The sequence below is a fragment of the Paenibacillus sp. BJ-4 genome (assembly GCF_020404765.1).
Taxonomy (GTDB): domain Bacteria; phylum Bacillota; class Bacilli; order Paenibacillales; family Paenibacillaceae; genus Paenibacillus.
The window spans coordinates 440877-463519 of sequence record NZ_JAIVEM010000140.1; the positions used below are offsets into that span (position 1 = coordinate 440877).

Sequence of the window (22643 nt, forward strand, 5' to 3'; positions counted from 1 at the left end):
ATGGGAAAAGTAATTCTTATTTGTCTTTCAGCCCTCTAATTGTATACTTGGTAGAAAGAAATACGACTTCTACAAAGGAGGGAACAGGATGGCACAACGCATGGCAGGCAAGAGAGTTGCCCTTGCCGGTCCCCGTAAAGCAGACGAAATGGCATTGCTGGTTACGAAAATGGGGGGCGAGCCAGTGCAGCGTCCGGCCCAGGGCACGGTTTTTCTGGATGATATTGAGCTGCGCAACGCGGTTGTATCGTGGGTGAAGCAGCCACCGGATTGGAACATTTTTACGACAGGTATGGGCTTGAACGCGCTGTTCGATATGGCTGAGGATATGGGTGTGGCAGAGCAGATTATGGAGCTGCTACATTCATCGAACATTGCAGCGCGAGGCTACAAGACGGTCAATGAACTCAAAAAGCGCGGCTTCACGCCAGATGTACGGGATGAGGATGGAAGTTTGGACGGGTTGACGCGAGCTTTTGCTCCGTATGATCTGAAGGGGAAGGAAGTGCTGTTGCAGCCGCACGGTGATCCGGCCCCGCGGCTGGTGAAGTGGCTGGATGAGCAGGGGGCAGTTACCCGACAGGTGCTTCCTTATAAGCATATTCCACCCGAGGAAGCGAATTTACAAGCGTTGCTAGCAGATATCGTGAATCGCAACGTTGATGCAGTTACGTTTACGAGTGGTCCGCAGATCCGCTTTTTGTGCCAATATGCTAGAGAACAGAACCGTATGGAGGATTTGCTAGAGGCTTTTCGCCAAGATGTAATTGCGGTGTCAGTAGGCAAGGTGACTGCGCAGTCTATTTTGGAGGAAGGAATTGAACGGATCGTGTTCCCGGTAGAAGAGCGTATGGGCGCGATGATGGTGGAGCTGGGAAAATATTTTGAGCATCGCGGTTCAGCGCATGGCTTCGGTCTGGAAGTTGTGAATGAGCACTGACATGTGATCAAGAGTACAATAAAGATAAGGGTCTACGAGGCCTTTATCTTTTTTTGTTGAAATGCATCGTTAGCATTTTTTGTTATAGCGAAAATATTTATCTAATATAATGAATAAGTTTTCGATGCATGCTACTAGGACAGGAGCTGAGCGTTTATGAATTCTATTTGTGTATTTGCCGGGTCCAGACCTGGACATTCATCGGTATACCTTGAGGCGGCAGGCAAGCTGGGAGAGGCTTTGGCCCGACATCATGTTCGCCTGATCTATGGAGGCTCCAGCAGGGGGCTGATGGGCGAGGTGGCAAACGGAATGCTGGCGGGCGGTGGTCAGGTCACCGGAATCATGCCGACGCTGTTATTTGATGCGGAAATTGTTCATCGGGGCGTTACCGAATTTATTGAGGTTGCAAATATGCATGAACGCAAGGCAGCGATGAGCGAAATGGCCGATGCGTTCATTGCCCTCCCGGGTGGCCTGGGTACCTTCGAGGAACTGTTCGAGGTACTGTGCTGGGCGCAAATCGGCATTCATCGCAAGCCCATTGGATTGCTGAATGTGAGCGGATATTTTAATCCGTTGGTGGAAATGGTGCACCATAGTGCGCAGGAGGGTTTCGCCGGGGCTGAGCATCCATCGCTGCTGAGCATCTCTGCGGACCCGGATGAATTGCTGCGTATGCTAAAAAATAAGGCGGAGAACTTGAAATAAAGCGTTTTTCGTGCTTGCACAACTGATTAAGGCAAGGTTATGATAAGACCCATAATCGAATAGCGGACAGACAAGGTGCCTTTGCGATGGAGCAAAGGGTAACAGGGAATCGGGTGTAAATCCCGAGCGGTCCCGCCACTGTAAGGAAGAGGATTTTTTCAAGTTGTCACTCGTGAAAAACGGGGAAGACGGAAAAATCCATGGATGCCAAGCCAGGAGACCTACCTTGATCTGTATGCACCATTAGCCTTCGCGGAGAGGATGGGTGTACGAAATCAGGAATCAGGCACACGTTGCTATTTCCATGCTGGTTGCAGCTTTACGTGGACATGAATGTTCAGAAGCGTTTGAAGCGTAAACAGACGGATGGAAAACAACGACAGGATGGAGGAGACAAGAAATGTCTGCTTACGCCTGCTTGTCTGGTGAGAAGATGCGTACATAGGAACCCCATCCGGGTAGGATGGGGTTTTTTTGAGATATAGGAGGAGGAACACGATGAGTCCATTAGGAAAATTGCTGGTAATTGGATTTGGACCGGGAGATATGGAACATATCACAAAACGGGCATTGGATGCGCTGGCCGAGAGCGAGGTCATTATCGGCTATAACACATACGTGGATCTGATCCGGCCGTTGTTGAACGGACAAGAGATTGTACGCACAGGGATGACAGAGGAAGTGAGCCGCGCACAGGAGGCCGTTCGACAGGCAGAGATGGGCAAAAAGGTAGCTGTTATTTCCAGTGGAGACGCAGGCGTATATGGTATGGCCGGGCTGGTGTATGAAGTGCTGATGCAGAAGGGCTGGCGCCGTGAGGACGGGGTTGAGGTAGAAGTTGTGCCGGGAATCTCGGCAATTCAATCCTGCGCTTCATTGCTGGGTGCGCCAGTTATGCATGATGCCTGCACGATCAGTTTGAGCGATCATCTGACCCCGTGGGAAACGATTGTAAAGCGTGTGGAAGCCGCAGCTTCGGCGGATTTTGTAATCGCATTATACAATCCGCGCAGTGGTCGACGTACACGCCAAATTGTAGAAACTCAGTCCATTCTGCTGCGCTATCGTGATCCACAGACTCCGGTTGGCCTGGTTAAGAGTGCTTACCGTGAACGTCAGCAGGTGATCGTGACGACGCTGGAGGATATGCTGAACCATGACATTGGAATGCTGACGACCGTAATCATCGGCAATTCCTCGACGATGGTATATGACGGTTTGATTGTAACGCCACGTGGATATCAGCGCAAGTATACGCTGGATGCGACCGAGCAGGCGCTCAAGCCGCATCAGCGGCTCCGCACGGAAGCGGAGCCGTGGTCGCTGGGCGCGCAGGAGGATCGCGCGCTGGATGCGTCGCAGGCAAGCGTAGCCCCAGCCGTGTCCGGACCTTCCGCGAGCGTTGCTGCGACTGCGGTTGCCACGCAGGCACGCCCGCAAGCGGTAGCTGCCGTGCAGGCCGCGCCGTCTGCGGCGCAAGCCGGGGTGGCCCCGGCATCGCTGGCAGCAGAGGCCTTGAGCCGCCTCGCTGCAGGTGGGAAGCTGCCAGGCGAAGCCAGCGCACGCTGGAGCGGGCAGGCACCCGCTGTGAGCGCCGCCGGAACGGCAGCCGTGGCCGGAGCGGGGGCTACGGCCGGGACAGCGACGGGAGGCTTTGGCAAGCCGGCGCTGTTCGAGGTGGGCGTTTCCCCTGGCGTGGGAAACAAAAAGTTCACCGCTCGTCAGATGGCCCTGCTCGCGGAGATAGTGGGTGATGATGGCGAGCTGGAGTATACGCCCGATCATCAGATCGTGCTGCGCGTACCGTGCGCAGACCCTGAGGAACTGGTCGGACGGCTGCGGGATGAGCGATTGATTGTCATGCCCATTGGCGATGTGTTTAAGGTGAAGGCGTGCGACTTCTGCAATATGGAGAAGGATGATGCTGTGCCTGTGGCTGAGCATCTACAGGTTGTGCTTGGCGGATTGCAGGCACCCAAAGAAACCAGCATTGCTTTGAACGGCTGCGGTATGGCCTGCTATGGAGCAGTGCTGGAGGATATCGGAATCGTCTACCGTAAGGGCGGATACGATCTCTTCCTCGGCGGCAAAAAATTCGGCCGTAATGCTCATGCCGCTCAACCTGTAGCGGAAGGGATTCCGGGGGAGCAGATTACAGACATCGTCGAGCATATCATCGCTGAGTATAAGGAAAAAGGGCACCCGAACGAGCGTTTTCATAAATTTTTCAAACGTGTAGGCGTTGTTGCCAGCTTCCGGCATGAGGATGCACCGACAACCGTAGAAGTGAATGCGGTTTGCGGTGATTAGTGGGCCAGAGGCCTAAATGAGCCGGACACAAGCATATATATAAAATAGGGCGTCATGTAGGCTATCCCTATCATGAGGAGGAAAAAACAGACAGTGAATGCAATATTGTTGGTTGGACATGGAAGTCGGGACCCGGAGGGGAACCGGGAGCTGCTGGAGTTTGCACAGGCAGTGGCAGATCGGGTACCGGGTACGTGTGTAGAAACCTGCTTTCTGGAGTTGACACGCCCAAGCATTGCTGATGGGGTGCAGGCGTGTGTGGAGAGAGGGGCGACACGTGTTGTTCTTGTGCCGATTATCTTGTTTGCCGCAGGACACGCCAAAATTGATATTCCGATGGCGATTGATCGAGCGAAGGCCAAGCATCCGCAGGTGGAATTTGTATACGGACGTCCGATTGGCGTTCACGAGAAAATCGTTAGCATTTTGCAAAGCCGCTTGAAAGAGGCACGTCCGGTTGCAGTTCCAGCGGGAATGAATAACGCTGTAGAAGCATCCGCCGAGGCGACGGACGCGGAAACAGCGGTGCTTGTACTGGGACGCGGAAGCAGCGATCCAGATGCCAACAGCGATTTTTTCAAAATGAGTCGCATGCTGTGGGAGAAGCTTCCCTACACGTGGGTAGAGAGCAGCTTTATCGGTGTGACAGAGCCTTCCTTCTCAGCTGGCTTGGAGCGTTGTGTACGATTGGGAGCCAAAAAAATTATCGTACTTCCGTATTTTCTATTCACAGGGGTGTTGATTAAACGTATCGGAGAAATGACCGAGGAATTTGCCGAGGCTCACCCCGAGCTGCAGGTTGAAATCGGGGGATATTTTGGTTTCCATCCGCAACTGGTCGAGCTGGTGCTGGAGCGTGCTAATGAAGGCTTATTCGGCAAGGTCGCAGCGAATTGCGATAACTGCCAGTTCCGCTTGGAGGCGCAGGAGCATCACCATCATCACCACGATCATGACCACGATCATGACCACGACCACGGACATGATCATCATGAACATAACCATGGACACGATCATCACCATGAGGGACACTCGCATGACCACGGACACGAGCATGCTCATGCACATACGCACGGTCATCATGAACATGATCATGAACACCACCACGATCATGCACACACACCATCTGTCGTGGATAGCAGCGGGATTGCTGGCAGCGGGCAGGTGAAGAGTTCATGATATTCATGCTATGTGGAACGAGCGATGCGCGGGAATTGGCACTGCAAATCCGTGATAATGGCTTCAAGGTATTGACCTCTGTCGTAACGGAAAGTGCCGCAGCAAGCCTGTCCGAAGCGGGTCTGGATGTACGGACAGGTCGAATGGCAGCCGATGAAATGGCAGCAGGGGTCCGGGAGCTGGGAGTACAGGCCATCGTAGATGCCAGTCATCCTTTTGCTGAAGAAGCACATGCGAACGCCATGGCAGCCGCTCGCGAATCTGGAGTGCCTTATATTCGCTACGAGCGGGCGGGGCTGGTGTATGACAATCATCCGCTGCTTCACATTGTATCGTCCTATGAGGAGGCCGCACTGGAAGCGAAGCAACTGAAAGGCTCTGTTATGCTTACCACAGGCAGCAAGACGCTCGGCACGTTCACCAATCATTTGCTCGGATACCCGGATATTCGTCTGGTTGCACGCATGCTGCCGCGTCTGGACAATATGGAGAAATGCAGCGAGTTGGGGATGGAGCAAAAAAATATTATCGCCATGCAGGGACCTTTTTCCCGTGAGATGAACGAGGCATTGTACAAGCACTTTGGTACAACGGTGATGGTGACCAAAGAAAGTGGTCGCACAGGGGCAGTAGATGAAAAGGTTCAATCTGCACTGGAACTGGGCATTCATGTCATTTTAATTTCCAGACCAGAAGTGGAATTTGGTACGGTATTTGATCATTTTGACGGAGTGATTGATGCCCTGCGTACAGCCGAATAGAAGCCTGAGCTCTAAGCCATGACTCTATGATCCTATGGAGAGATGGTCGATCCCGGTCAATCCGATGAATCCAGAACGATTTCTGGCGTGTATTTAAAATATAGCTATCTTAAAATAATTATATAAGTTGAAATTGAAAAATGCACATCAAAATGGAGCAGGCGGAATGGTGCTGTACAAGCGCAGCGGTCGCTTTTGTCCCCGGATTTCTACCCTTATCATAGGCTTTATTCCAGAAATCCGGGGGCGGTGGCGATGGGAAGCACTATCCGACTGCGCAGTGGCACAATATGAAACTTTTAAGTTCTGTTTATATAGTTTTATAGTGATATGTATTATTCCGTAGCATGAACTGGTATTTTTCTAAACTAATATAAGGGAGCGGTCGAGACGATGGATTTTAAAACCGATTTTAAACCGTTAACGGTACAGCCGCAGGAGATTGAGGGCAAAAGCTTCGAGATGATCACAGAGGAACTGGGAGAGCATCCTTTTACAGCTGAGCAATATCCTGTCGTACAGCGCGTCATTCACGCGTCCGCTGATTTTGAGCTGGGGCGCAGCATGGTGTTTCATCCAAAAGCGATTGAAGCCGGAATCGCAGCCATTCGTGCAGGTCAGCAGGTCGTTGCCGATGTGCAAATGATTCAGGCGGGTCTTAGCAAGGATCGTATCCGTCAGTTTGGCGGAGATGTGCATGTGTACATTTCGGACCCGGACGTGATGGAGGAAGCGAAAAGGCTGAATACGACACGCGCCATCATTTCGATGCGCAAAGCGATTCAGGCAGGCGAAGGCGGTATTTATGCGATTGGCAATGCGCCGACAGCGCTGCTGGAGCTGATTCGTCTGGTAAAAGAAGGAGCGGCCAAGCCCGGACTGGTGATTGGAATGCCTGTCGGTTTCGTATCGGCGGCAGAATCCAAGGACGAGCTGCGCAAGCTGGATATTCCGTTCATTACGAATATTGGGCGCAAGGGCGGCAGTACCATCGTCGTGGCGGCATTGAATGCGATTTCCTTAATGGCTGTCCGCTAGATGCGGTTGTCCGTTTGCTGTATCATGAAATGAATTGGAGCATGATCAGCATGTGAGGTTAAGGAGGAATGGGTATGGAAAAGGAAGCGGCGTCCGCCGACAGGCCCAAACGGATGAAAAGCGGTGAAGCCCCCGCGCCGGACAAGCCGATGCGGTCAGGCTTTACGACCGGAGCCTGTGCGGCTGCGGTTGCCAAAGGAGCGGTGCAACTGCTCATCACAGGCATTCCACCAAAGGAAGCGGTGATATCGCTGCCAGCGGGTTTCGATCATGCATTCGAGCTGATCGAGCCTGTGCTGAACGCGGACGAAGCTTCCTGCACGACGATCAAGGACGGTGGCGATGACCCGGATGCCACGCATCAGGCGAGAATAATCGCGTCCGTTAGCTGGCGTGAGGAGCCGGGCATTGAGCTGGACGGCGGTATCGGCGTAGGGCGGGTAACGAAGCCCGGTTTGCCTGTACCTGTCGGGGAAGCAGCGATCAATCCTGTCCCGCGCAGGATGATTACGGAGGCTGTCACAGGCGTGCTTGAGGAGCACGGATCAGCCAAAGGTGTCCGTGTCGTCATCAGCGTGCCGGACGGCGAAGAAATCGCCAAGAAAACGTTGAACGGGCGGCTTGGCATTCTTGGCGGTATTTCCATACTGGGTACACGTGGGGTGGTCGTTCCGTTTTCCACGTCGGCTTATAAAGCCAGCGTCGTGCAGGCCATATCGGTTGCGCAAGCGATGAATTGCCAAGAGATTGTCCTGACCACAGGCGGCAGCAGTGAAAAATATGCAATGCAAATGTATGATCAGCTGACGGAAGAAGCCTTTATTCAGATGGGCGACTTTGTCGGCTTTGCGATCAAGCATGGCAAACGACTGGGAATGAAGAAGATCATTCTCGTCGGTATGCCCGGCAAGCTATCCAAGGTTGCCCAAGGCGTCATGATGGTTCACTCCAAGAGTGCCCCGGTGGACTTTGGCTTTTTGGCTAAGGTCGCTCGCGAAGCAGGTGTGGACGAGTCGCTTGCAGCAGCGGTAGCAGAAGCGAACACCGCGACCCAGGTGGCCGATATGATGACCGAGGCCCATGAGCTGAGCTTTTTTGAAAAGCTATGCACCTATGGATGTCAGCATTGTCTGGAGCATGCAGGCGGTGGAATTGTCGTAGAAATGGTACTGGTAACGCTGAAAGGAAACGTGCTGGGGAGGGCGAGAGTCGGTGAGTAGAGTGATCCGTGTCATTGGCATCGGTGAAAATGGAGCGGCGGGTTTGTCGCAGGAGACGCTGGAGCGAATTGAGCGTGCGGACTTGCTGGTTGGCGGAGAGCGCCAGTTGGCCTTTTTCAAGGCAGCCGCAGGGGAAAAACGAACATTAAAGAGCGGTTTATCCGCCGTGGTGGAAGAATTGGGACGTTTGCGCGAGGACAAGGATATTGTCGTGCTCGCGTCAGGTGATCCGCTTTTTTTTGGCATCGCAGGGTATTTATCTGCCAAGCTGGGGGCTGAGCATCTGGAGATTTTACCGCATCTTAGCTCGGTTCAGCTTGCTTTTGCTCGTCTGGGTGAAAGCTGGCAGGATGCGGTGCTGGAAAGCGTACACGGTCGTCCGATAACCGGACTGGCGCAGCGGATCGACGGACAGAATAAGGTCGCTTTATTGACAGATGACCGCAATCATCCCGCCGCAGTTGCCCTTTATCTGCTGCATTTTGGCATGACAGAATATGATGCCTTTGTCGGTGAGCATTTGGGCGGACCGGACGAGACGTATCGGCATTATACGCTGGAGGAAATGGCACAGGGAGTGTTCCAACCACTGAACGTGGTTATTTTGCGCCGCCGTAAGGGTGAAGACGTACCTGCAATTCGTCGGGGATTCGGCTTCGAGGATGCAGAATTTCACCAGCGCAAGCCGGAAAAAGGACTGATCACGAAGCGTGAAGTACGCGTATTCAGTTTGTCCGAGCTGCGTCTGACCGAGCGAAGTATCGTGTGGGACATCGGTGCAGGCTCCGGCTCTGTAGCTGTGGAGTGTGCAAGGCTGGCCAAGTACGGGCAAGTATTTGCTATTGAGAAGAACGAAGGCGATTTGGCGAATGTGGAAGCGAATAAAATCAAATTCCGCACCGATTTTCCGGTTATCCATGCCAAAGCGCCTGCCGGACTGGACGAGCTGCCAGACCCGGATGCGGTGTTTATCGGCGGGAGCGGAGGAGAGCTGTCCGAGCTGATTCGGCTGTGCGCTTCCCGTCTGCGTGCGGATGGACGAATTGTAGTGAATGCCGCCACCATCGAGACGCTGCATGATGGGATGAAGGCGATGCAGGAAGCGGGGCTGGAGACTTCGGTAACGCTGCTGCAGACGGCGCGTAGCAAGCCGATTTTGAATATGACGCGTTTTGACGGGTTGAATCCGATCTATGTCATTACAGGGCGACCTTCGGTGGATGCGGTTGACGAGGCAGCAGGGGAGTAAGTTGGTAAATCAAGAGGGGGAGAGAGACAGCATGAATACGGCGGCAACAGGAACACTTTACGGCGTAGGTGTTGGGCCGGGTGATCCCGAGCTGATTACAGTCAAGGCGTACCGCATGATTCAGGAATGTGCAGTGGTGGCTTATCCAAAGAAACGCCGGGGAGGCAAATCGTATGCCCATGAGATCGTGGAGCTGTACGTAAATCCGGAGGAAAAAGAGATGCTGGGGCTGATTTTTCCAATGACCAAGGACCCGGTAGTCCTGGAGCGGGAGTGGAACAAAACGGTGGTTGCTTGCTGGGAGGCGCTGCGTGAAGGCAAGGATGTGGCCTTTGTCACAGAAGGAGACCCCAATCTGTACAGTACCTTTATTCATTTGGCGCGACTGATGAAGGATCTCCATCCTGAGGTGCCGATTGTATCTATTCCGGGGATTTCCTCCGTACTGGGCGCGGCGGCAGCGCTGGAATTGCCCTTGGCAGACGGAGATCAACAGGTCGGTATTATTCCGGCTACGGAGGATAGGGAAGCGATGAAGCGGGCAATTGAAAATCACGACACAGTTGTATTTATCAAGGTTGCCAAGGTACTGGATTTGATTCTGGATGTGCTGGATGAGCTGAAGCTTGGGGACCGTGCGTCTGTGATCACCAAGGTCACTTCCCCATATGAAATGGTATGGCGCAACGCGCGTGAGCTGCGCGGGCAGGAGCTTGAATATTTGAGTTTGATGGTGGTGAGTAAATGACGTTGGAGCCAAAAGTATATATCGTAGGAGCGGGTCCCGGCGATCCGGAGCTGATTACTGTCAAAGGCTCCCGGATTCTGCGCACAGCCGATGTTGTATTGTACACGGATTCACTCGTGAACGACGAGCTGATTGCCACAGCCAAGCCGGAGGCGCAGGTACTGCAAAGCTCGGGTATGGATCTGGAGCGACAGGTCGAGATTATGAGCGAGGCCGTGCAGGCTGGACGCAGTGTAGCCCGTGTACATACGGGTGATCCGGCAGTGTATGGTGCGATTTTGGAGCAAATGGTGCTGCTGAAGCAGCGTGGAGTAGCCTACGAAATCATACCGGGTGTCAGCTCGGTCTTTGCTTCTGCGGCTGTGTTGGGCGCAGAGCTAACCGTGCCTGACCTGACGCAGACGGTTATTCTGACGCGTGCCGAAGGCCGCACACCTGTACCGGATCGGGAAAAGCTGCGTGACCTGGCATCCCACCACTGTACAGTGGCCCTGTTCCTCAGCGCAACGCTGGCGAAAAAGGTGGTCGTTGAGTTTCTGGCTGCAGGCTGGAGCGAGGATACACCGGTAGCGGTAGTGCAGCGTGCAACCTGGCCGGATCAAAAGATTGTACGCACGACGCTCGCCCAATTGCCGACTGATTTGCGTGCTGCGGGTATTACGATGCATGCCATGATTTTGGCAGGCTGGGCGCTCGATCCGGGGCTGGTGGATAAAGACGTGCATCGTTCCAAGCTGTATGATAAGTCGTTCACCCACGGCTACCGGAAGGGAGTGAAGCCCGGTGAGTAATCCATTTGCCGCGGTGGCGATCACGAAGCATGGAGTGGAAATGGTACGTAATCTGGGAACCAGCTTTCCCGGTACGGATGTATATTACATGTCCAAGTTTGAACGGGGTGACGAGCAGGAGCGCGGCATTCAATTGTTCGAAGGCTCGGTCAAGCTGATTTTGCCGGATTTATTTAAGCAATATAACGGAATTATTTTATTTATTTCCCTCGGTGCAGTGGTGCGCATGATTGCGCCGATTTTGGTGGATAAAAAGGTAGACCCGGCCGTAGTCGTCATTGATGATCGCGGGGAGCATGTCATTAGCGTATTGTCCGGCCACTTGGGCGGTGCCAATGAGTTGACCCGCCATATCGCCGCTGTGCTGGGCGCACGTGCAGTGATTACAACGGCATCGGATGTGCAGGGCACAATTCCGGTCGACATGTTTGGTCGGGAATTGGGCTGGGTGGTCGATAGCTTCGACAAGGCCACTCCAGTAAGTGCGGCTGTTGTGAACGAGGAGCCTGTCGCGCTCATACAAGAGACAGGTGAACAGAACTGGTGGCGTTATGACAAGCCTGTACCTGCGCATATCAAGGTATACGCTTCGATGGCAGAAGCATCACGAGAGCCCTTTAACGCCGCGTTGGTCATTAGTGACCGTTTGCTGGAGCCGGAGGAAGAGGAGCAATTTCTTGCCAACGGTGTGCTGTACCGCCCCAAAAGCTTGGTGCTTGGTATTGGCTGCAACCGGGGCACGACTGTGGAGGAGCTGGAGGCTGGCGTGCTGGACACCCTGCAAGAGCTGCGCTTGTCCGTAAAAAGCGTGCGGAATTTAGCTACCATTGATCTGAAAAAGGATGAAGAGGGCTTGCTTGCCCTCTGCGCCAAATACGGCTGGGAGCTGGTGGCGTACACCCCGTCAGAGCTGAACACCATACAGCTTCCCAATCCATCGGACACCGTCTTCAAATACACCGGTGCATACGGGGTCAGCGAGCCTGCAGCCCTGTTGTCTTCCGGTGCAAAGTATTGGCTGCTGGAGAAGAAAAAAAGCGGCAATATGACGCTGTCTGTAGCACGGGTTTCCTATGACTGACGTTATGAAGCAGAATGTACAGCCTGATCCGTCTGCTGCTGTGCGCAGAAGCCGTATTGTTGTTGCCGGCACGGGCAGCGGTGCCGGGAAAACGACTGTCACTCTCGGGCTGATGAAGGCGTTCGCCGATAGCGGCCTGCGAGTGCAGGGCTTTAAGTGCGGGCCGGATTATATTGATCCGACCTATCATACGGCTGCGACCGGAACGCCTTCCCGTAATCTTGATTCCTGGATGACCTCACCGGATACGGTGCGTGAAACCTTTATCCGCGCTTCCGAAGGTGCGGATCTTTCCGTGATTGAAGGCGTCATGGGGCTGTATGACGGTAAGGACCCGCTTAGCAATACCGGGTCGACTGCCGAAATTGCCATGCTGACGGACAGCCCCGTATTGCTGGTCGTCGACGTGCGCAGCATGGCACGCAGCGCGGCTGCCATTGTGCTCGGCTTCCAGCGACTGGAGCCGAAGCTGCACATTGCGGGCGTGATCGTGAATCGCTGTGGAAGCCAAGGACATTACAGCATCGTCAAGAAGGCGATTGAGCAGGAGTGCGGTATCCCCGTGCTCGGCTGGTTGAAGCGCGATGACGGGTTGGACATACCCGAGCGTCATCTGGGTCTGGTGCCTGCTGTGGAACGCGGCGAGCTGGAGCCGCTGTTCCAACGGGCGGCAGAGCTGATCCGCGCGGGCACGGATCTGGAAGCGTTGCGGGCATTGGCGGATTCGGCTCCGCCGTTGTCTCTGCCCGCGCAGCCATTATTTGCCCCGAATCGGCTTCCACCGGAAGGGCTTCCATCAGAAGGATCGCAGGCCGCGACCGGGGAGCGCCCCGTCATTGCTGTCGCCAAAGATGCGGCGTTCAATTTCTACTACCCGGAAAATCTGGACTTGCTGCGCCAGTCGGGAGCAGAAATTGTCTATTTTAGTCCACTGGCGGGAGAGCGCGTTCCTCAGCAGGCAAAGGGCCTATATCTGGGCGGCGGCTTTCCTGAGGAGTTTGCCGCAGCTATCGCTGCCAATACAGGCTTTTTGGAAGATATCCGCCATGCAGTACGCCGGGATATGCCTATATTTGCTGAATGTGGCGGTTATATGGTGCTGGCGCGCACACTTAGGGATCGTGCCGGGAGTGTTCATCGTATGGCTGGAGTCATCCCGTCCGATGTCCGGATGCAGGAGAAGCGGGCTGCACTGGGATATCGGGAAGCAACTGCATTGCAGGATTGCCTGTTGCTGGAGGCTGGAGAGACGATTCGGGGCCATGAATTTCATTATTCAGTGATGGCCTATGATGAATCGACTACTCCCTACCCCTATGCCTATCAGACCAAGGGGATGCGTGGACTCCAGAGCGAGGGCTACGCGCAAGGGAACCTTTTGGCAGCCTACACCCATATACATCTCGCTTCTCTTCCCAAAGCTGCAGCACGCTGGGTGGAGAAATGCAGAGCTTACAGTCAGTAAGTTGAACGAGCCGCTTCATGTGAACAATAAAAGCCGGGTCCCTTTGGGAACCCGGCTTTTATTACGTGGATATGATGTACCTTGCATTTGACGGAAGCGCATTCATTACTTTTTTGATGACTTGTTTACATGAGCTTTTTCAGTTGGGAAATCCTTCCTTGACTCACACCAAGCATGGAGGCGAGTTGTTTTTGTGAAGATGCGGGATGCTCCTCCATCAGTTCTCTCATTTTCTCCAAAATAACGTCTGTACGCTGATAAATTTTTTTCATATGCATATTTTGCTTAAGTGGAGGCGAATTGGTTTCAGCCGTCGTGACTGGAGGCAAATCTTCCGTTTTCATCGAGGTTGCACATTCATCGCAAATAAACTGATCTTTAAAGTAGGTGTTGGTATCAACCGCACCACAAAAGATGCAATTGGTTGATTTGTACTTACGGAGCATGAGTGTCTGGTCTTCAATAAAAAACTCTAATGGATCGCCGATGTCAATCTCCATCGTCATGCGCAACTCTTTAGGAAGCACAATTCGTCCCAAGCTGTCCAAGGGCCGGGTCATTCCAGTCCTTTTCATTCATGCAACCTCCCCGGTTTTTAAGATTTATAGAATGTATAAGTTTGAAGCAAGGCTTAACAATTCTATAACCGCAAGCATACATTTTACAAAAAGCGTCCCTTCTTTTTTAAAAGAATGTGTGGGCACACTTTTTTTCTTACGAGTATACCATAAACGGACCGAATCGCCAGCGTTCATATTTATAATTTTTAAATAAGTTTATTCCGAGCGAATGTATATGTTATAATCCTCTGCTAAAGGATTTCATAGGCGGTATGTAGAATTATTTATATATGCTGTAGCTTCGGGCAATGATGGCGTTGTTATGTGAAATGGATGAGAGCCAACCGAAATTTGTAGAGCGATTTGTCCACACAAACAAAAATAAATGACACGGGGCACGCCTTTAAAGTCCTTATATACAAGTCAGGCAAGGAGGATTAGCATGGACAGAAGAAAAGCATTGCTATTGGGAGATTATTCATACCCGGAGTTTCACCCGTTGCAAGGGGTGGACGAAGAGATTAGCCATATTTTACAGGACTGGATGACGGTACAATGCAGCGAAAATCGTAAAATGCTGCTCAAGGAAAATCTGGCCTCATTCGATCTATGTATTTCGTACTGCGATAGTCGCAAGGAGGTTTTGTCCCCTCAACAAACGGCAGGACTGCTGTCCTACGTTAGCGGCGGAGGCGGATTGCTTGTATTGCATAATGGAATTACATTGCAAGGACGGTATGAAATTGCACAGCTGATGGGAGCACGTTTCTTGCGGCATCCGGCTGCGGGGCCACTTTCCTTCAAAGTAACTGAGCCGGATCATCCGATCATGGAAGGAATTGAACCGTTCGAGATCCAGGAGGAGCCATATCGTTTTGATTTTGATCCATTCACTGAAAAAACACTATTGATGGAATACGAGTATGAAGGCCAGTGGTGGCCGGCGGCATGGTCATTATCCTATGGCTTGGGTCGGGTCGTCTACTTAATGCCTGGACATAATCAGCCAAGCTTCCAGCACGAGGGATACCGCAAGCTGCTGCTTCAGGCTGCCAAGTGGGCCGGACGTTTTCCAGGTTAAACATAACGAGTACCATTCTTTAAGAGAAGGGGAGCTGCAAACTTTATGCGGCTTCCCTTTTCAGGTTATACTATAGGTAATCACAGGTAGGGGAGGATATATCATGAGCGACTTGTTCAAAAAAGCCATCTCATTGGGATGGGGCCTCACTATTGTCAGCAAAGAAAAGGTGGAGAAAGCCGTCGAGGATCTTGTAAACCGGGGAGAACTTGCACCCTCAGAATCCAAAGCGCTGATCGATCGTCTGATCGAACGGGGAGCAGAGGAACAGGGCCAATTCAAAACGCTGATCCGCGAGCAGGTTAACCGCATTTTGCAGGAGCTGGAAGTACCTACCGAAAATGATGTCGCGAGTTTGGAGCAACGCGTGGCATTATTGGAAAAACAGGTAGCAGAACTGGAAAAAGAAAAGGCTGCGCTTACGGGTTCGAGCGATGCCGAAGAAGCGAATCGGCTGGATTAAATGGCAGTTCGTATGAAGCATGCCGGTCGTTACCGGGAAATTGCCATGGCGCTGGCGCGTCATGGCTTTGGCTATATGGTGGAGGAAATGGGCCTGTTCCAACTGCTGTCACTGCCACGCAAATGGCTGACGAGAGAAGCTCCCGAGTCCAAAACGCTGGGTGAACGGATACGACTGGTACTGGAGGACCTGGGGCCTGCATTTATCAAGCTTGGACAGTTGGCAAGCACGCGTGCTGACCTGCTGCCGGACCCTATTATCCGTGAGCTGGTCAAGCTTCAGGATCAGGTGCCGCCCTTTTCGCCTGAAATGGCGCGGGGCATTTTGGAGCAGGAGCTGGACACGTCATTGGAGGACATATTGGCTCGTTTTGACGATGTTCCGCTGGCTGCTGCTTCGATTGGGCAGGTGCATCTGGGCAAGCTGCACAGCGGTGAAATGGTCGCTATTAAAATCCAGCGTCCTGGCGTTAACCGCATCATTCGACGGGATTTGGACATTTTGCGGGAACTGACCAATATGGCAGCCAAGCGTTGGGAATGGGTGGAGCGTTATCAGCTTCGCCAAATGGTGGAGGAACTGGGGAAATCGCTCATTCAGGAGCTGGACTACAACCATGAGGCCCGTAATACAGAGAAGATTGCGCTCCAATTTGAGCAGGACCCACATATCTATATTCCAAAAATATATTGGGATCATACTTCTTCCCGCATACTGACCATGGAGTTTCTGGATGGAACTCATTTGGGTAGTCGCGAGGAGTTGTTACGCCGTGGATATAACCTGAAAGAACTGGCGCAGCAGTTGGTAAACAGCATGCTGCATCAGATTTTTATAGAGGGCTTTTTTCATGCCGATCCTCATCCCGGGAATTTGCTCGTCCTGAAAAATGGCAGTCTCGCTTACCTCGATTTTGGCATGACCGGGCGACTCAGTGAAGAGATGAGGGATCATCTCGCCTCCCTCATTATTGCACTGATGCGCAAAAACACCGATGCCATGGTGCGGGCCATCGAACGGCTGGGTCTGGTTGAACCGAATACCGATTTGAATGCGCTGCGTGCCGATCTGGACAAGATACGCGAAGATTATGCGGACGTTCCTTTCTCTCAGGTCAGCATTGGCGATGCTCTGAACGACCTGTTTGGCGCAGCACAGCGCCATCGAATCGGTCTGCCGTCGGATGTCCTGCTGCTCGGCAAGGCGTTGCTGACATTGGAGGGAGTTGTTGAGCTGCTTGACCCCGATCTCAGCATGATTGCATTAGCGGAGCCTTTCGGTAACAAACTGCTGAAGGAACGCTTCAGTGGTCGCCGCATTCGGGGCAAGCTGTTGGGCGGTGCGACCGAGCTAGTGGAGACGCTCATGGAGCTGCCAGGACAGGCGAGACACTTGGCCTCCATTATCAGTAAGGGCAAGCTCAAGCTAGAGGTCACCGTACCAGAACTGGAAATGCTACTGCGCAGGCTGGATCAGATTAGCAATCGCCTCTCCTTCAGCATTGTACTGTTAGCGTTCAGCATTATTATGGTTGGATTGATAATCGGTTCATCACTGAACCATCAGGCGACGATGCTATGGAACGTGCCTGCGATTGAAATTGGTTTTGTCGTGGCTCTCTTAATGGTTGCCTTTTTACTATATTCTATTTTTAAATCAGGGAGATTTTAGGTACTTGCCAGGAAAGGATGAGCCATGGATACTCATAAGATCAATACAGCCCCAATCCATAATCTCCAAATAACAGATGTGCCGTGGCACCGCCTGACCACGCCTTTTGGCAGGGGGACGGAGTTGCCACAAATGATATCAGACGGAGAGTATAAAAGAATCGCCAATCTGATTGAGCATCAGGGCACATTATGGCAGGTTACGCCGTGGGTGTTGCTTTTCTTATTGCGTGATATACGGACGAGAAGACCGGATCGTATTACGCTGAGTGAATTGGAATTGTATCATGCGGTCGTTGGGGCAATAGAGATGGTACAAGAGCAAGCCGATTCGCAGCAGTCTGTGGCATCTCTGACCATGCTATTGGACGAAAAATATCTATGGTCTGAAAACGGTGATCCCGAAGAAGATGAACTGGAGTGGGAGGAAGAGGAAGCGCGCGGCTATGATTCAGTGGCTTTTTGGAGCTATTACGATTACAGCTACCAGCTATTGAAGCAAGCTCTCCCTGATTTTGAAAGCATGTATCAGCATAATTCCGATTCGGAGATAGCAGAAGCCTTATCCGAGCTGGTGCAGAAATTGCAAAAATTTTAAATATAAGAAAACGAGTCCCCCGAGCTGCGACCGGAATCTAATCTTTACTAAGGAGTGTTTCTAGTGGCAAAAAAATTAACTGATATACATCGTATACGTCTCTTAAATCTCCTTCGTGATATTGGGTTTGAACCATCAAAAGTTACTATAGAAAATAAACAAGGGGAGACTGAGGTTATTGATTTAGAGTCCCCGTTACCGAAAGGGTTGCAAGCCGTCTTAAATTCCCGAGGCAGTCTAAGCAAGGAGCAATTACTTGAGATCGAAGAGAGTGTTAAGCAATCCAGGGAGGACTGGGATTAGATGGGTATTTATTTGACACGAATGCAGCTATTGCCCTTCATAGACTTGACTCATCCTTGGATAGAGTAATACGACAAGCCGAGAAAGATAAAGAAAATATTTTCTTTTCTGTCATAACTCAGTCCGAGTTTATAGCTGGGTTGTCCACAGATACTGACTTAGAATTGATACCTTTTCTTAGCGGGGATTTTATTGCAGTTGATTCAGAGATTGCAGTTAAAGCCGGGCGTATCAGAAGAGAACAAAAGGATAAGTTTGCAAGAAAGCTTAAGACCCCGGATGCTTTGATTCTTGCGACAGCTATTATAAACAGATTGGTGCTGGTTACGGCGGATCAAGATTTGCAGTTTGCGGAATCCGAGTATAAGGTTAAGGTGATAAACTTTAACAGGTCGGAGTCTTAGAAATTGCAAAAATTTTAAATATAAGAAAACGAACCATATGAAGTAAACGAGCGATATTTTAAGAAAACGAGTGATTTTTTTCTATAAACAGCCTTTTTCCAATTCGTTTCTGCGAATCCCTTACGTTATAATGATGGACTGAATGTAACGGACGGGTTCGTTTGAGAGAGACGAGCTGAATGATAGGAGAGCCTTTGCGATTGGCCGCTGGACGGATGCCTGAATAGTATCGGGTTGCGGGTCAATACGCTGTTCTCCGTAAATATAGGAGGCTGGAACAAGACAGTATGAATCTTAGACAACAATGGTTCGGTAATATTCGAGCCGATATACTTGCGGGCATGACCGTGGCGCTGGCGCTGATTCCGGAGGCCATTGCCTTCTCGATCATTGCGGGTGTCAATCCCATGGTTGGACTGTACGCCTCCATCTCGATGGGCATTGTCATCTCCTTTGCAGGCGGACGCCCGGCGATGATCTCGGCAGCAACCGGGGCGGTAGCGGTACTGGTCGTTGGCTTAGTGAAGGATTATGGCGTGGAATATCTGTTTGCAGCTACCATTTTGGCAGGGATCATTCAAGTGTTGCTGGGTGTTTTGAAAATAGGTCGCTTTATAAGCTTTATTTCGCAGCCGGTTATGACCGGGTTTGTGAATGCGCTGGCGATCCTCGTCTTTATGGCTCAGCTTACCCATTTTCATGGAGCCAACTGGATCATGTACGCAATGGTAGCGGGTACGCTGCTCATTGTGTATATTTTACCAAAGTTCACGAAAAGCATCCCCGCTCCATTGACTGCCATTATTATCATGACGATCACTACGTATGTATTTGGATTAAATGTGAAAACCGTAGGGGATATCGGTACGCTGACCAGCTCGTTGCCTTCATTCCATTTGCCTCAAATTGAGTGGTCGTGGCACACGTTATGGATTTTGCTGCCGTACTCCTTTACGATGGCACTGGTCGGATTGCTGGAGTCGCTGCTGACGGCTAGCATTCTGGATGAAATGACCGAAACGAAAAGCAATAAAAACCGGGAAGCCCGTGGGCAAGGGATTGCCAACTTTGTAACTGGCTTTTTCGGTGGTATGGGCGGTTGTGCCATGATCGGGCAATCGGTCATTAATGTCAGCTCAGGCGGCAGAGGACGTTTGTCCACTTTTACGGCAGGGGCATTTTTGGCCTTTTTGCTGTTAGTGCTTGGCGGGGTTGTGAAGGAAGTGCCGATGGGCGCATTGGTGGGCGTCATGTTCATGGTGTGTATCGGGACCGTGGACTGGAATGCACTCCGAAATATCGCCAAGGTACCCAAGGCAGACACGTTTATTATGGTTATGACGGTTATCATCGTGGTGGCTACGCATGATTTGTCAAAGGGCGTGATCGCGGGCGTCCTGCTGAGTGCATTGCATTTTGGCTGGAAAATGGCTAAAATCCGCATCAGTGCAACAGAGGATAACGAGGAGAAGGTGTACCATGTTGCGGGTCCGATGTTTTTCGCTTCAACAACTCATTTTGTCGATCATTTTGAACCTGCGGATGATCCGAAGCGTGTCGTGGTGGACTTTAGTCATTCACATGTTTGGGATCATTCTGCGGTGACTGCCATTGGCAAGGTACTGCAAAAATACAGGAACTCCGGTAAATCCATCACGCTGCGGGGGCTCAATGAGGAAAGCCGCTTAATTGTAGAGAAACTCGGCGGTCCCTTGGTTACGGAGCCACTCGTGTGATGAATCGTATAGCATTAATTAAAGCCTGAAATGGAATTGATCCATTTTAGGCTTTTTTTATTTATTTCTGAAATAAAACAACTGTTTTCTTCCTGAATTATAGATAAATATGACAAATTTTCATCAAAGTATTGACGGAATAATTAGGCAGGGATACAATCATTGTTATTAAGCAGAGCAAATACATAGGAATAATTGAAAATTGAAAGGTATGTACATATGAACTTAGACTGGGAGTTTATCGTAGAGAGCTTGCCGTTATATGGTGAAGCCATGTGGCTGACGTTGAAGATCGCTTTTTGGGCCATTCTGTTTTCACTAGTCGTCGGCTTGCTGTGTAGTATCGTGTTGTATTACAAGGTGAGGGGAGTCAGCGGCATCATCGTAGCCTATATTGAGCTTTCCCGAAACACACCTCTGCTTGTACAGTTATATTTCCTGTATTACGGATTTACGAAAATAGGTCTGCATATGAGCGAAATGACGTGTGCCATTGTGGGCATGACCTTTTTGGGCGGGGGTTATATGGCCGAGGCGTTCCGTGGTGGAATTGAAGCGGTCAGCAAGACCCAGACGGAATCCGGGCTGAGTCTCGGATTGTCCAAGATACAACTGGCGAGATATGTTATTTTGCCACAGGCTTTTGCCATCAGCGTTCCGTCCTTGGGGGCGAATGCGATTTTTCTGCTCAAGGAGACCTCCATTGTCGGCGCTATTGCTTTATTAGACCTGATGAATGTGGCAAAAGACCTGATCGGCATGTACTACAAAACGGCAGAATCACTCATTCTGCTGGTACTGGCATATCTCGTTCTGCTTTTACCTTTGTCGATGCTGCTGACGTGGGTGGAAAGGAAGGTGCGATATGCTGAGTTCGGGGATTAATGTGCTTTTTGAAGGTTCGAATTTTGAGCGTCTATTAGGGGGATTGCTTGTTACGCTGGAGATTGCGTTTATTTCAATTATTATCGGTACTCTATTAGGCATCTTGATGGGGTTGCTGCGCACCTTAAAATCAAGGCCGATTCGGTTTGTGCTGAGATTCTATTTGGAGACATTTCGCATTATTCCGATTTTGGTGTGGTTATATGTCGTGTATTTTGGATTTACTCCTTTGCTGGACGTGAATATCAGCGGGGAATTGACAGCAATTATCGTATTCAGCCTGTGGGGAGCGGCAGAGATTGGTGACATTGTTCGTGGTGCGCTGGAATCACTGCCCAAGCATCAGGTGGAATCCGGGCAGGCACTGGGACTGACGTATGGACAATTATACCGTCATGTGCTCATTCCCCAGGCGGTACGCCGAATGCTGCCGGGTTCTATTAATCTGGCAACACGGATGATCAAAACAACGTCATTAGTGGTTTTGATCGGTGTAGTGGAAGTGGTCAAGGTAGGGCAGCAGATTATTGAGCTGGGTGTAATCAAAGCGCCTTCGGCATCCTTTTGGGTGTACGGCTTTATTTTCATATTGTATTTTCTCGTATGCTATCCGTTATCCAGACTTTCCAAAAGATTTGAACGCAGATGGCAAAATTAGCAGGATGGGGTGGGTGTCATGGGAGAGGCTGTGGAGGTTTTACTGGAAATCCGAGGGCTGCAAAAAAGCTTTGGGGACCGGCAAGTGTTGCAGCAGATTAACCTGGACGTAACGAAAGGGGAAGTCGTGGTTGTCCTCGGTCCTTCGGGATGTGGAAAAAGTACGCTCCTCCGATGTCTCAATGGTCTGGAGCCAGTCCAGGGCGGGGATATCCGTTATAGAGGACAGGATCTGACCGATAACAAAGTGAATTGGCGTGAGGTGCGACAGCATATCGGAATGGTGTTCCAGAACTATGAGCTGTTTCCGCATATGACGGTCTTGGAAAATATATTGCTCGGCCCGCTAAAAGTGCAGCGGAGAAACAAACAGGAAGTACTCAAGCAAGCAGAGCAGCTATTGGAGCGCGTGGGTCTGCTGGATCGCAAAGATGCGTATCCGAGACAATTATCAGGCGGGCAAAAGCAACGGATTGCGATTGTGCGTGCCTTGTGTATGAACCCTGAAATTATGCTCTTTGACGAGGTCACTGCATCCTTGGACCCGGAAATGGTCAGAGAGGTGCTGGATGTCATGCGAGAGCTGGCACAACAGGGTATGACTATGATTATCGTGACGCATGAAATGGGGTTTGCCAAGTCGGTAGGAGATCGTATCATTTTTATGGATCAAGGACAGATATGTGAAATGACTACGCCACAGCAATTTTTTACCCAACCGGAAACAGAGCGTGCTCAGCACTTTCTGGATATATTTCAGTACGAAACCACATGAGCATTCTGCATAAATCCC

The 22643-nt window shown here is 51.2% G+C and carries 23 protein-coding genes and 1 riboswitch; of the genes, 22 read left to right on the forward strand and 1 reads right to left on the reverse strand.

Annotated elements, in window-relative coordinates; genetic code table 11:
- Positions 1-88: 88 nt before the first annotated feature.
- The 12 genes from LCF57_RS21605 to LCF57_RS21660 all read left to right on the forward strand — a co-directional run bounded on the left by LCF57_RS21605 (position 89) and on the right by LCF57_RS21660 (position 13493).
- Positions 89-940, forward strand: coding sequence for a uroporphyrinogen-III synthase (locus tag LCF57_RS21605; protein WP_226002535.1), 852 nt, complete (start codon positions 89-91; stop codon positions 938-940).
- A gap of 156 nt (positions 941-1096) precedes the next feature.
- A complete protein-coding gene (locus LCF57_RS21610; RefSeq protein WP_226002536.1) occupies positions 1097-1651 on the forward strand; it encodes a TIGR00730 family Rossman fold protein in 555 nt (184 codons plus the stop codon).
- Between the two features lie 56 nt (positions 1652-1707).
- Positions 1708-1895, forward strand: a riboswitch (cobalamin riboswitch).
- A gap of 254 nt (positions 1896-2149) precedes the next feature.
- Entirely contained in the window at positions 2150-3961 is a 1812-nt protein-coding gene (gene cobJ / locus LCF57_RS21615) for a precorrin-3B C(17)-methyltransferase (RefSeq protein ID WP_226002537.1), read from the forward strand.
- Positions 3962-4054: 93 nt separating this feature from the next.
- Entirely contained in the window at positions 4055-5140 is a 1086-nt protein-coding gene (locus LCF57_RS21620) for a sirohydrochlorin chelatase (RefSeq protein ID WP_226002538.1), read from the forward strand.
- Positions 5137-5901 (forward strand): precorrin-6A reductase, encoded by a 765-nt coding sequence (cobK, locus tag LCF57_RS21625; protein ID WP_226002539.1) that lies wholly within the window; start codon positions 5137-5139, stop codon positions 5899-5901. Before LCF57_RS21620 ends, cobK begins: the two co-directional genes overlap by 4 nt.
- Before the next feature lie 393 nt (positions 5902-6294).
- Positions 6295-6939 (forward strand): precorrin-8X methylmutase, encoded by a 645-nt coding sequence (locus LCF57_RS21630; RefSeq protein ID WP_226002540.1) that lies wholly within the window; start codon positions 6295-6297, stop codon positions 6937-6939.
- Positions 6940-7013: 74 nt separating this feature from the next.
- Positions 7014-8159, forward strand: coding sequence for a cobalt-precorrin-5B (C(1))-methyltransferase (locus tag LCF57_RS21635; RefSeq protein ID WP_226002541.1), 1146 nt, complete (start codon positions 7014-7016; stop codon positions 8157-8159).
- Positions 8152-9408: a precorrin-6y C5,15-methyltransferase (decarboxylating) subunit CbiE gene (gene cbiE, locus LCF57_RS21640; protein WP_226002542.1), complete on the forward strand. Its 1257-nt coding sequence runs from the start codon at positions 8152-8154 to the stop codon at positions 9406-9408. Before LCF57_RS21635 ends, cbiE begins: the two co-directional genes overlap by 8 nt.
- 31 nt (positions 9409-9439) lie before the next feature.
- Positions 9440-10156: a precorrin-2 C(20)-methyltransferase gene (cobI, locus tag LCF57_RS21645; protein WP_226002543.1), complete on the forward strand. Its 717-nt coding sequence runs from the start codon at positions 9440-9442 to the stop codon at positions 10154-10156.
- Positions 10153-10947 carry a precorrin-4 C(11)-methyltransferase gene (cobM, locus tag LCF57_RS21650; protein ID WP_226002544.1) on the forward strand — a complete coding sequence of 265 codons (795 nt, stop codon included), beginning with the start codon at positions 10153-10155 and terminating at the stop codon, positions 10945-10947. Before cobI ends, cobM begins: the two co-directional genes overlap by 4 nt.
- Complete coding sequence (locus LCF57_RS21655) at positions 10940-12028, forward strand: cobalt-precorrin 5A hydrolase (protein WP_226002545.1); 1089 nt, start codon at positions 10940-10942, stop codon at positions 12026-12028. Before cobM ends, LCF57_RS21655 begins: the two co-directional genes overlap by 8 nt.
- The gene (locus LCF57_RS21660; protein WP_226002546.1) at positions 12021-13493 is read left to right on the forward strand and encodes a cobyrinate a,c-diamide synthase; all 1473 of its coding nucleotides are present in this window, start codon (positions 12021-12023) and stop codon (positions 13491-13493) included. Before LCF57_RS21655 ends, LCF57_RS21660 begins: the two co-directional genes overlap by 8 nt.
- Positions 13494-13618: 125 nt before the next feature.
- On the opposite strand, the gene LCF57_RS21665 is transcribed toward LCF57_RS21660, so the two are convergent.
- Positions 13619-14068 carry an AbrB/MazE/SpoVT family DNA-binding domain-containing protein gene (locus LCF57_RS21665; protein WP_226002547.1) on the reverse strand — a complete coding sequence of 150 codons (450 nt, stop codon included), beginning with the start codon at positions 14066-14068 and terminating at the stop codon, positions 13619-13621.
- Between the two features lie 427 nt (positions 14069-14495).
- Here LCF57_RS21665 and LCF57_RS21670 point away from each other — a divergent pair, with 427 nt between their 5' ends.
- The 10 genes from LCF57_RS21670 (at position 14496) to LCF57_RS21715 (ending at position 22625) form a co-directional block, all read left to right on the forward strand.
- Complete coding sequence (locus LCF57_RS21670) at positions 14496-15134, forward strand: ThuA domain-containing protein (protein ID WP_226002548.1); 639 nt, start codon at positions 14496-14498, stop codon at positions 15132-15134.
- 103 nt (positions 15135-15237) lie between these two features.
- A complete protein-coding gene (locus tag LCF57_RS21675) occupies positions 15238-15597 on the forward strand; it encodes a phasin family protein (RefSeq protein WP_025717242.1) in 360 nt (119 codons plus the stop codon).
- Positions 15598-17268 (forward strand): ABC1 kinase family protein, encoded by a 1671-nt coding sequence (locus LCF57_RS21680; protein ID WP_226002549.1) that lies wholly within the window; start codon positions 15598-15600, stop codon positions 17266-17268.
- Positions 17269-17292: 24 nt separating this feature from the next.
- Entirely contained in the window at positions 17293-17865 is a 573-nt protein-coding gene (locus LCF57_RS21685) for a hypothetical protein (RefSeq protein WP_226002550.1), read from the forward strand.
- A gap of 63 nt (positions 17866-17928) precedes the next feature.
- On the forward strand, positions 17929-18168 hold the full coding sequence (locus LCF57_RS21690) for a hypothetical protein (RefSeq protein ID WP_226002551.1): 240 nt from the start codon (positions 17929-17931) through the stop codon (positions 18166-18168).
- Entirely contained in the window at positions 18159-18572 is a 414-nt protein-coding gene (locus LCF57_RS21695; protein WP_226002607.1) for a PIN domain-containing protein, read from the forward strand. The genes LCF57_RS21690 and LCF57_RS21695 overlap by 10 nt, the downstream gene beginning before the upstream one ends.
- A 287-nt stretch (positions 18573-18859) precedes the next feature.
- Positions 18860-20308: a SulP family inorganic anion transporter gene (locus LCF57_RS21700; protein ID WP_226002552.1), complete on the forward strand. Its 1449-nt coding sequence runs from the start codon at positions 18860-18862 to the stop codon at positions 20306-20308.
- 219 nt (positions 20309-20527) lie between these two features.
- Positions 20528-21193, forward strand: coding sequence for an amino acid ABC transporter permease (locus tag LCF57_RS21705; RefSeq protein ID WP_226002553.1), 666 nt, complete (start codon positions 20528-20530; stop codon positions 21191-21193).
- Positions 21174-21851 carry an amino acid ABC transporter permease gene (locus LCF57_RS21710; protein ID WP_226002554.1) on the forward strand — a complete coding sequence of 226 codons (678 nt, stop codon included), beginning with the start codon at positions 21174-21176 and terminating at the stop codon, positions 21849-21851. Before LCF57_RS21705 ends, LCF57_RS21710 begins: the two co-directional genes overlap by 20 nt.
- A gap of 18 nt (positions 21852-21869) precedes the next feature.
- Positions 21870-22625, forward strand: a complete 756-nt coding sequence (locus tag LCF57_RS21715) for an amino acid ABC transporter ATP-binding protein (RefSeq protein ID WP_226002555.1) — start codon at positions 21870-21872, stop codon at positions 22623-22625.
- Positions 22626-22643: the final 18 nt, after the last annotated feature.

Coding starts and splice junctions, on each gene's coding strand:
- LCF57_RS21710 (WP_226002554.1), top strand. CDS start 21,174: ATGCTGAGTTCGGGGATTAATGTGCTTTTTGAAGGTTCGAATTTTGAG.
- cobI (WP_226002543.1), top strand. CDS start 9,440: ATGAATACGGCGGCAACAGGAACACTTTACGGCGTAGGTGTTGGGCCG.
- LCF57_RS21635 (WP_226002541.1), top strand. CDS start 7,014: ATGGAAAAGGAAGCGGCGTCCGCCGACAGGCCCAAACGGATGAAAAGC.
- LCF57_RS21685 (WP_226002550.1), top strand. CDS start 17,293: ATGGATACTCATAAGATCAATACAGCCCCAATCCATAATCTCCAAATA.
- cobM (WP_226002544.1), top strand. CDS start 10,153: ATGACGTTGGAGCCAAAAGTATATATCGTAGGAGCGGGTCCCGGCGAT.
- LCF57_RS21665 (WP_226002547.1), bottom strand. CDS start 14,068: ATGAAAAGGACTGGAATGACCCGGCCCTTGGACAGCTTGGGACGAATT.
- LCF57_RS21675 (WP_025717242.1), top strand. CDS start 15,238: ATGAGCGACTTGTTCAAAAAAGCCATCTCATTGGGATGGGGCCTCACT.
- LCF57_RS21630 (WP_226002540.1), top strand. CDS start 6,295: ATGGATTTTAAAACCGATTTTAAACCGTTAACGGTACAGCCGCAGGAG.
- cobK (WP_226002539.1), top strand. CDS start 5,137: ATGATATTCATGCTATGTGGAACGAGCGATGCGCGGGAATTGGCACTG.
- LCF57_RS21680 (WP_226002549.1), top strand. CDS start 15,598: ATGGCAGTTCGTATGAAGCATGCCGGTCGTTACCGGGAAATTGCCATG.
- LCF57_RS21700 (WP_226002552.1), top strand. CDS start 18,860: ATGAATCTTAGACAACAATGGTTCGGTAATATTCGAGCCGATATACTT.
- cobJ (WP_226002537.1), top strand. CDS start 2,150: ATGAGTCCATTAGGAAAATTGCTGGTAATTGGATTTGGACCGGGAGAT.
- LCF57_RS21660 (WP_226002546.1), top strand. CDS start 12,021: ATGACTGACGTTATGAAGCAGAATGTACAGCCTGATCCGTCTGCTGCT.
- LCF57_RS21605 (WP_226002535.1), top strand. CDS start 89: ATGGCACAACGCATGGCAGGCAAGAGAGTTGCCCTTGCCGGTCCCCGT.
- LCF57_RS21610 (WP_226002536.1), top strand. CDS start 1,097: ATGAATTCTATTTGTGTATTTGCCGGGTCCAGACCTGGACATTCATCG.
- LCF57_RS21715 (WP_226002555.1), top strand. CDS start 21,870: ATGGGAGAGGCTGTGGAGGTTTTACTGGAAATCCGAGGGCTGCAAAAA.
- LCF57_RS21670 (WP_226002548.1), top strand. CDS start 14,496: ATGGACAGAAGAAAAGCATTGCTATTGGGAGATTATTCATACCCGGAG.
- LCF57_RS21705 (WP_226002553.1), top strand. CDS start 20,528: ATGAACTTAGACTGGGAGTTTATCGTAGAGAGCTTGCCGTTATATGGT.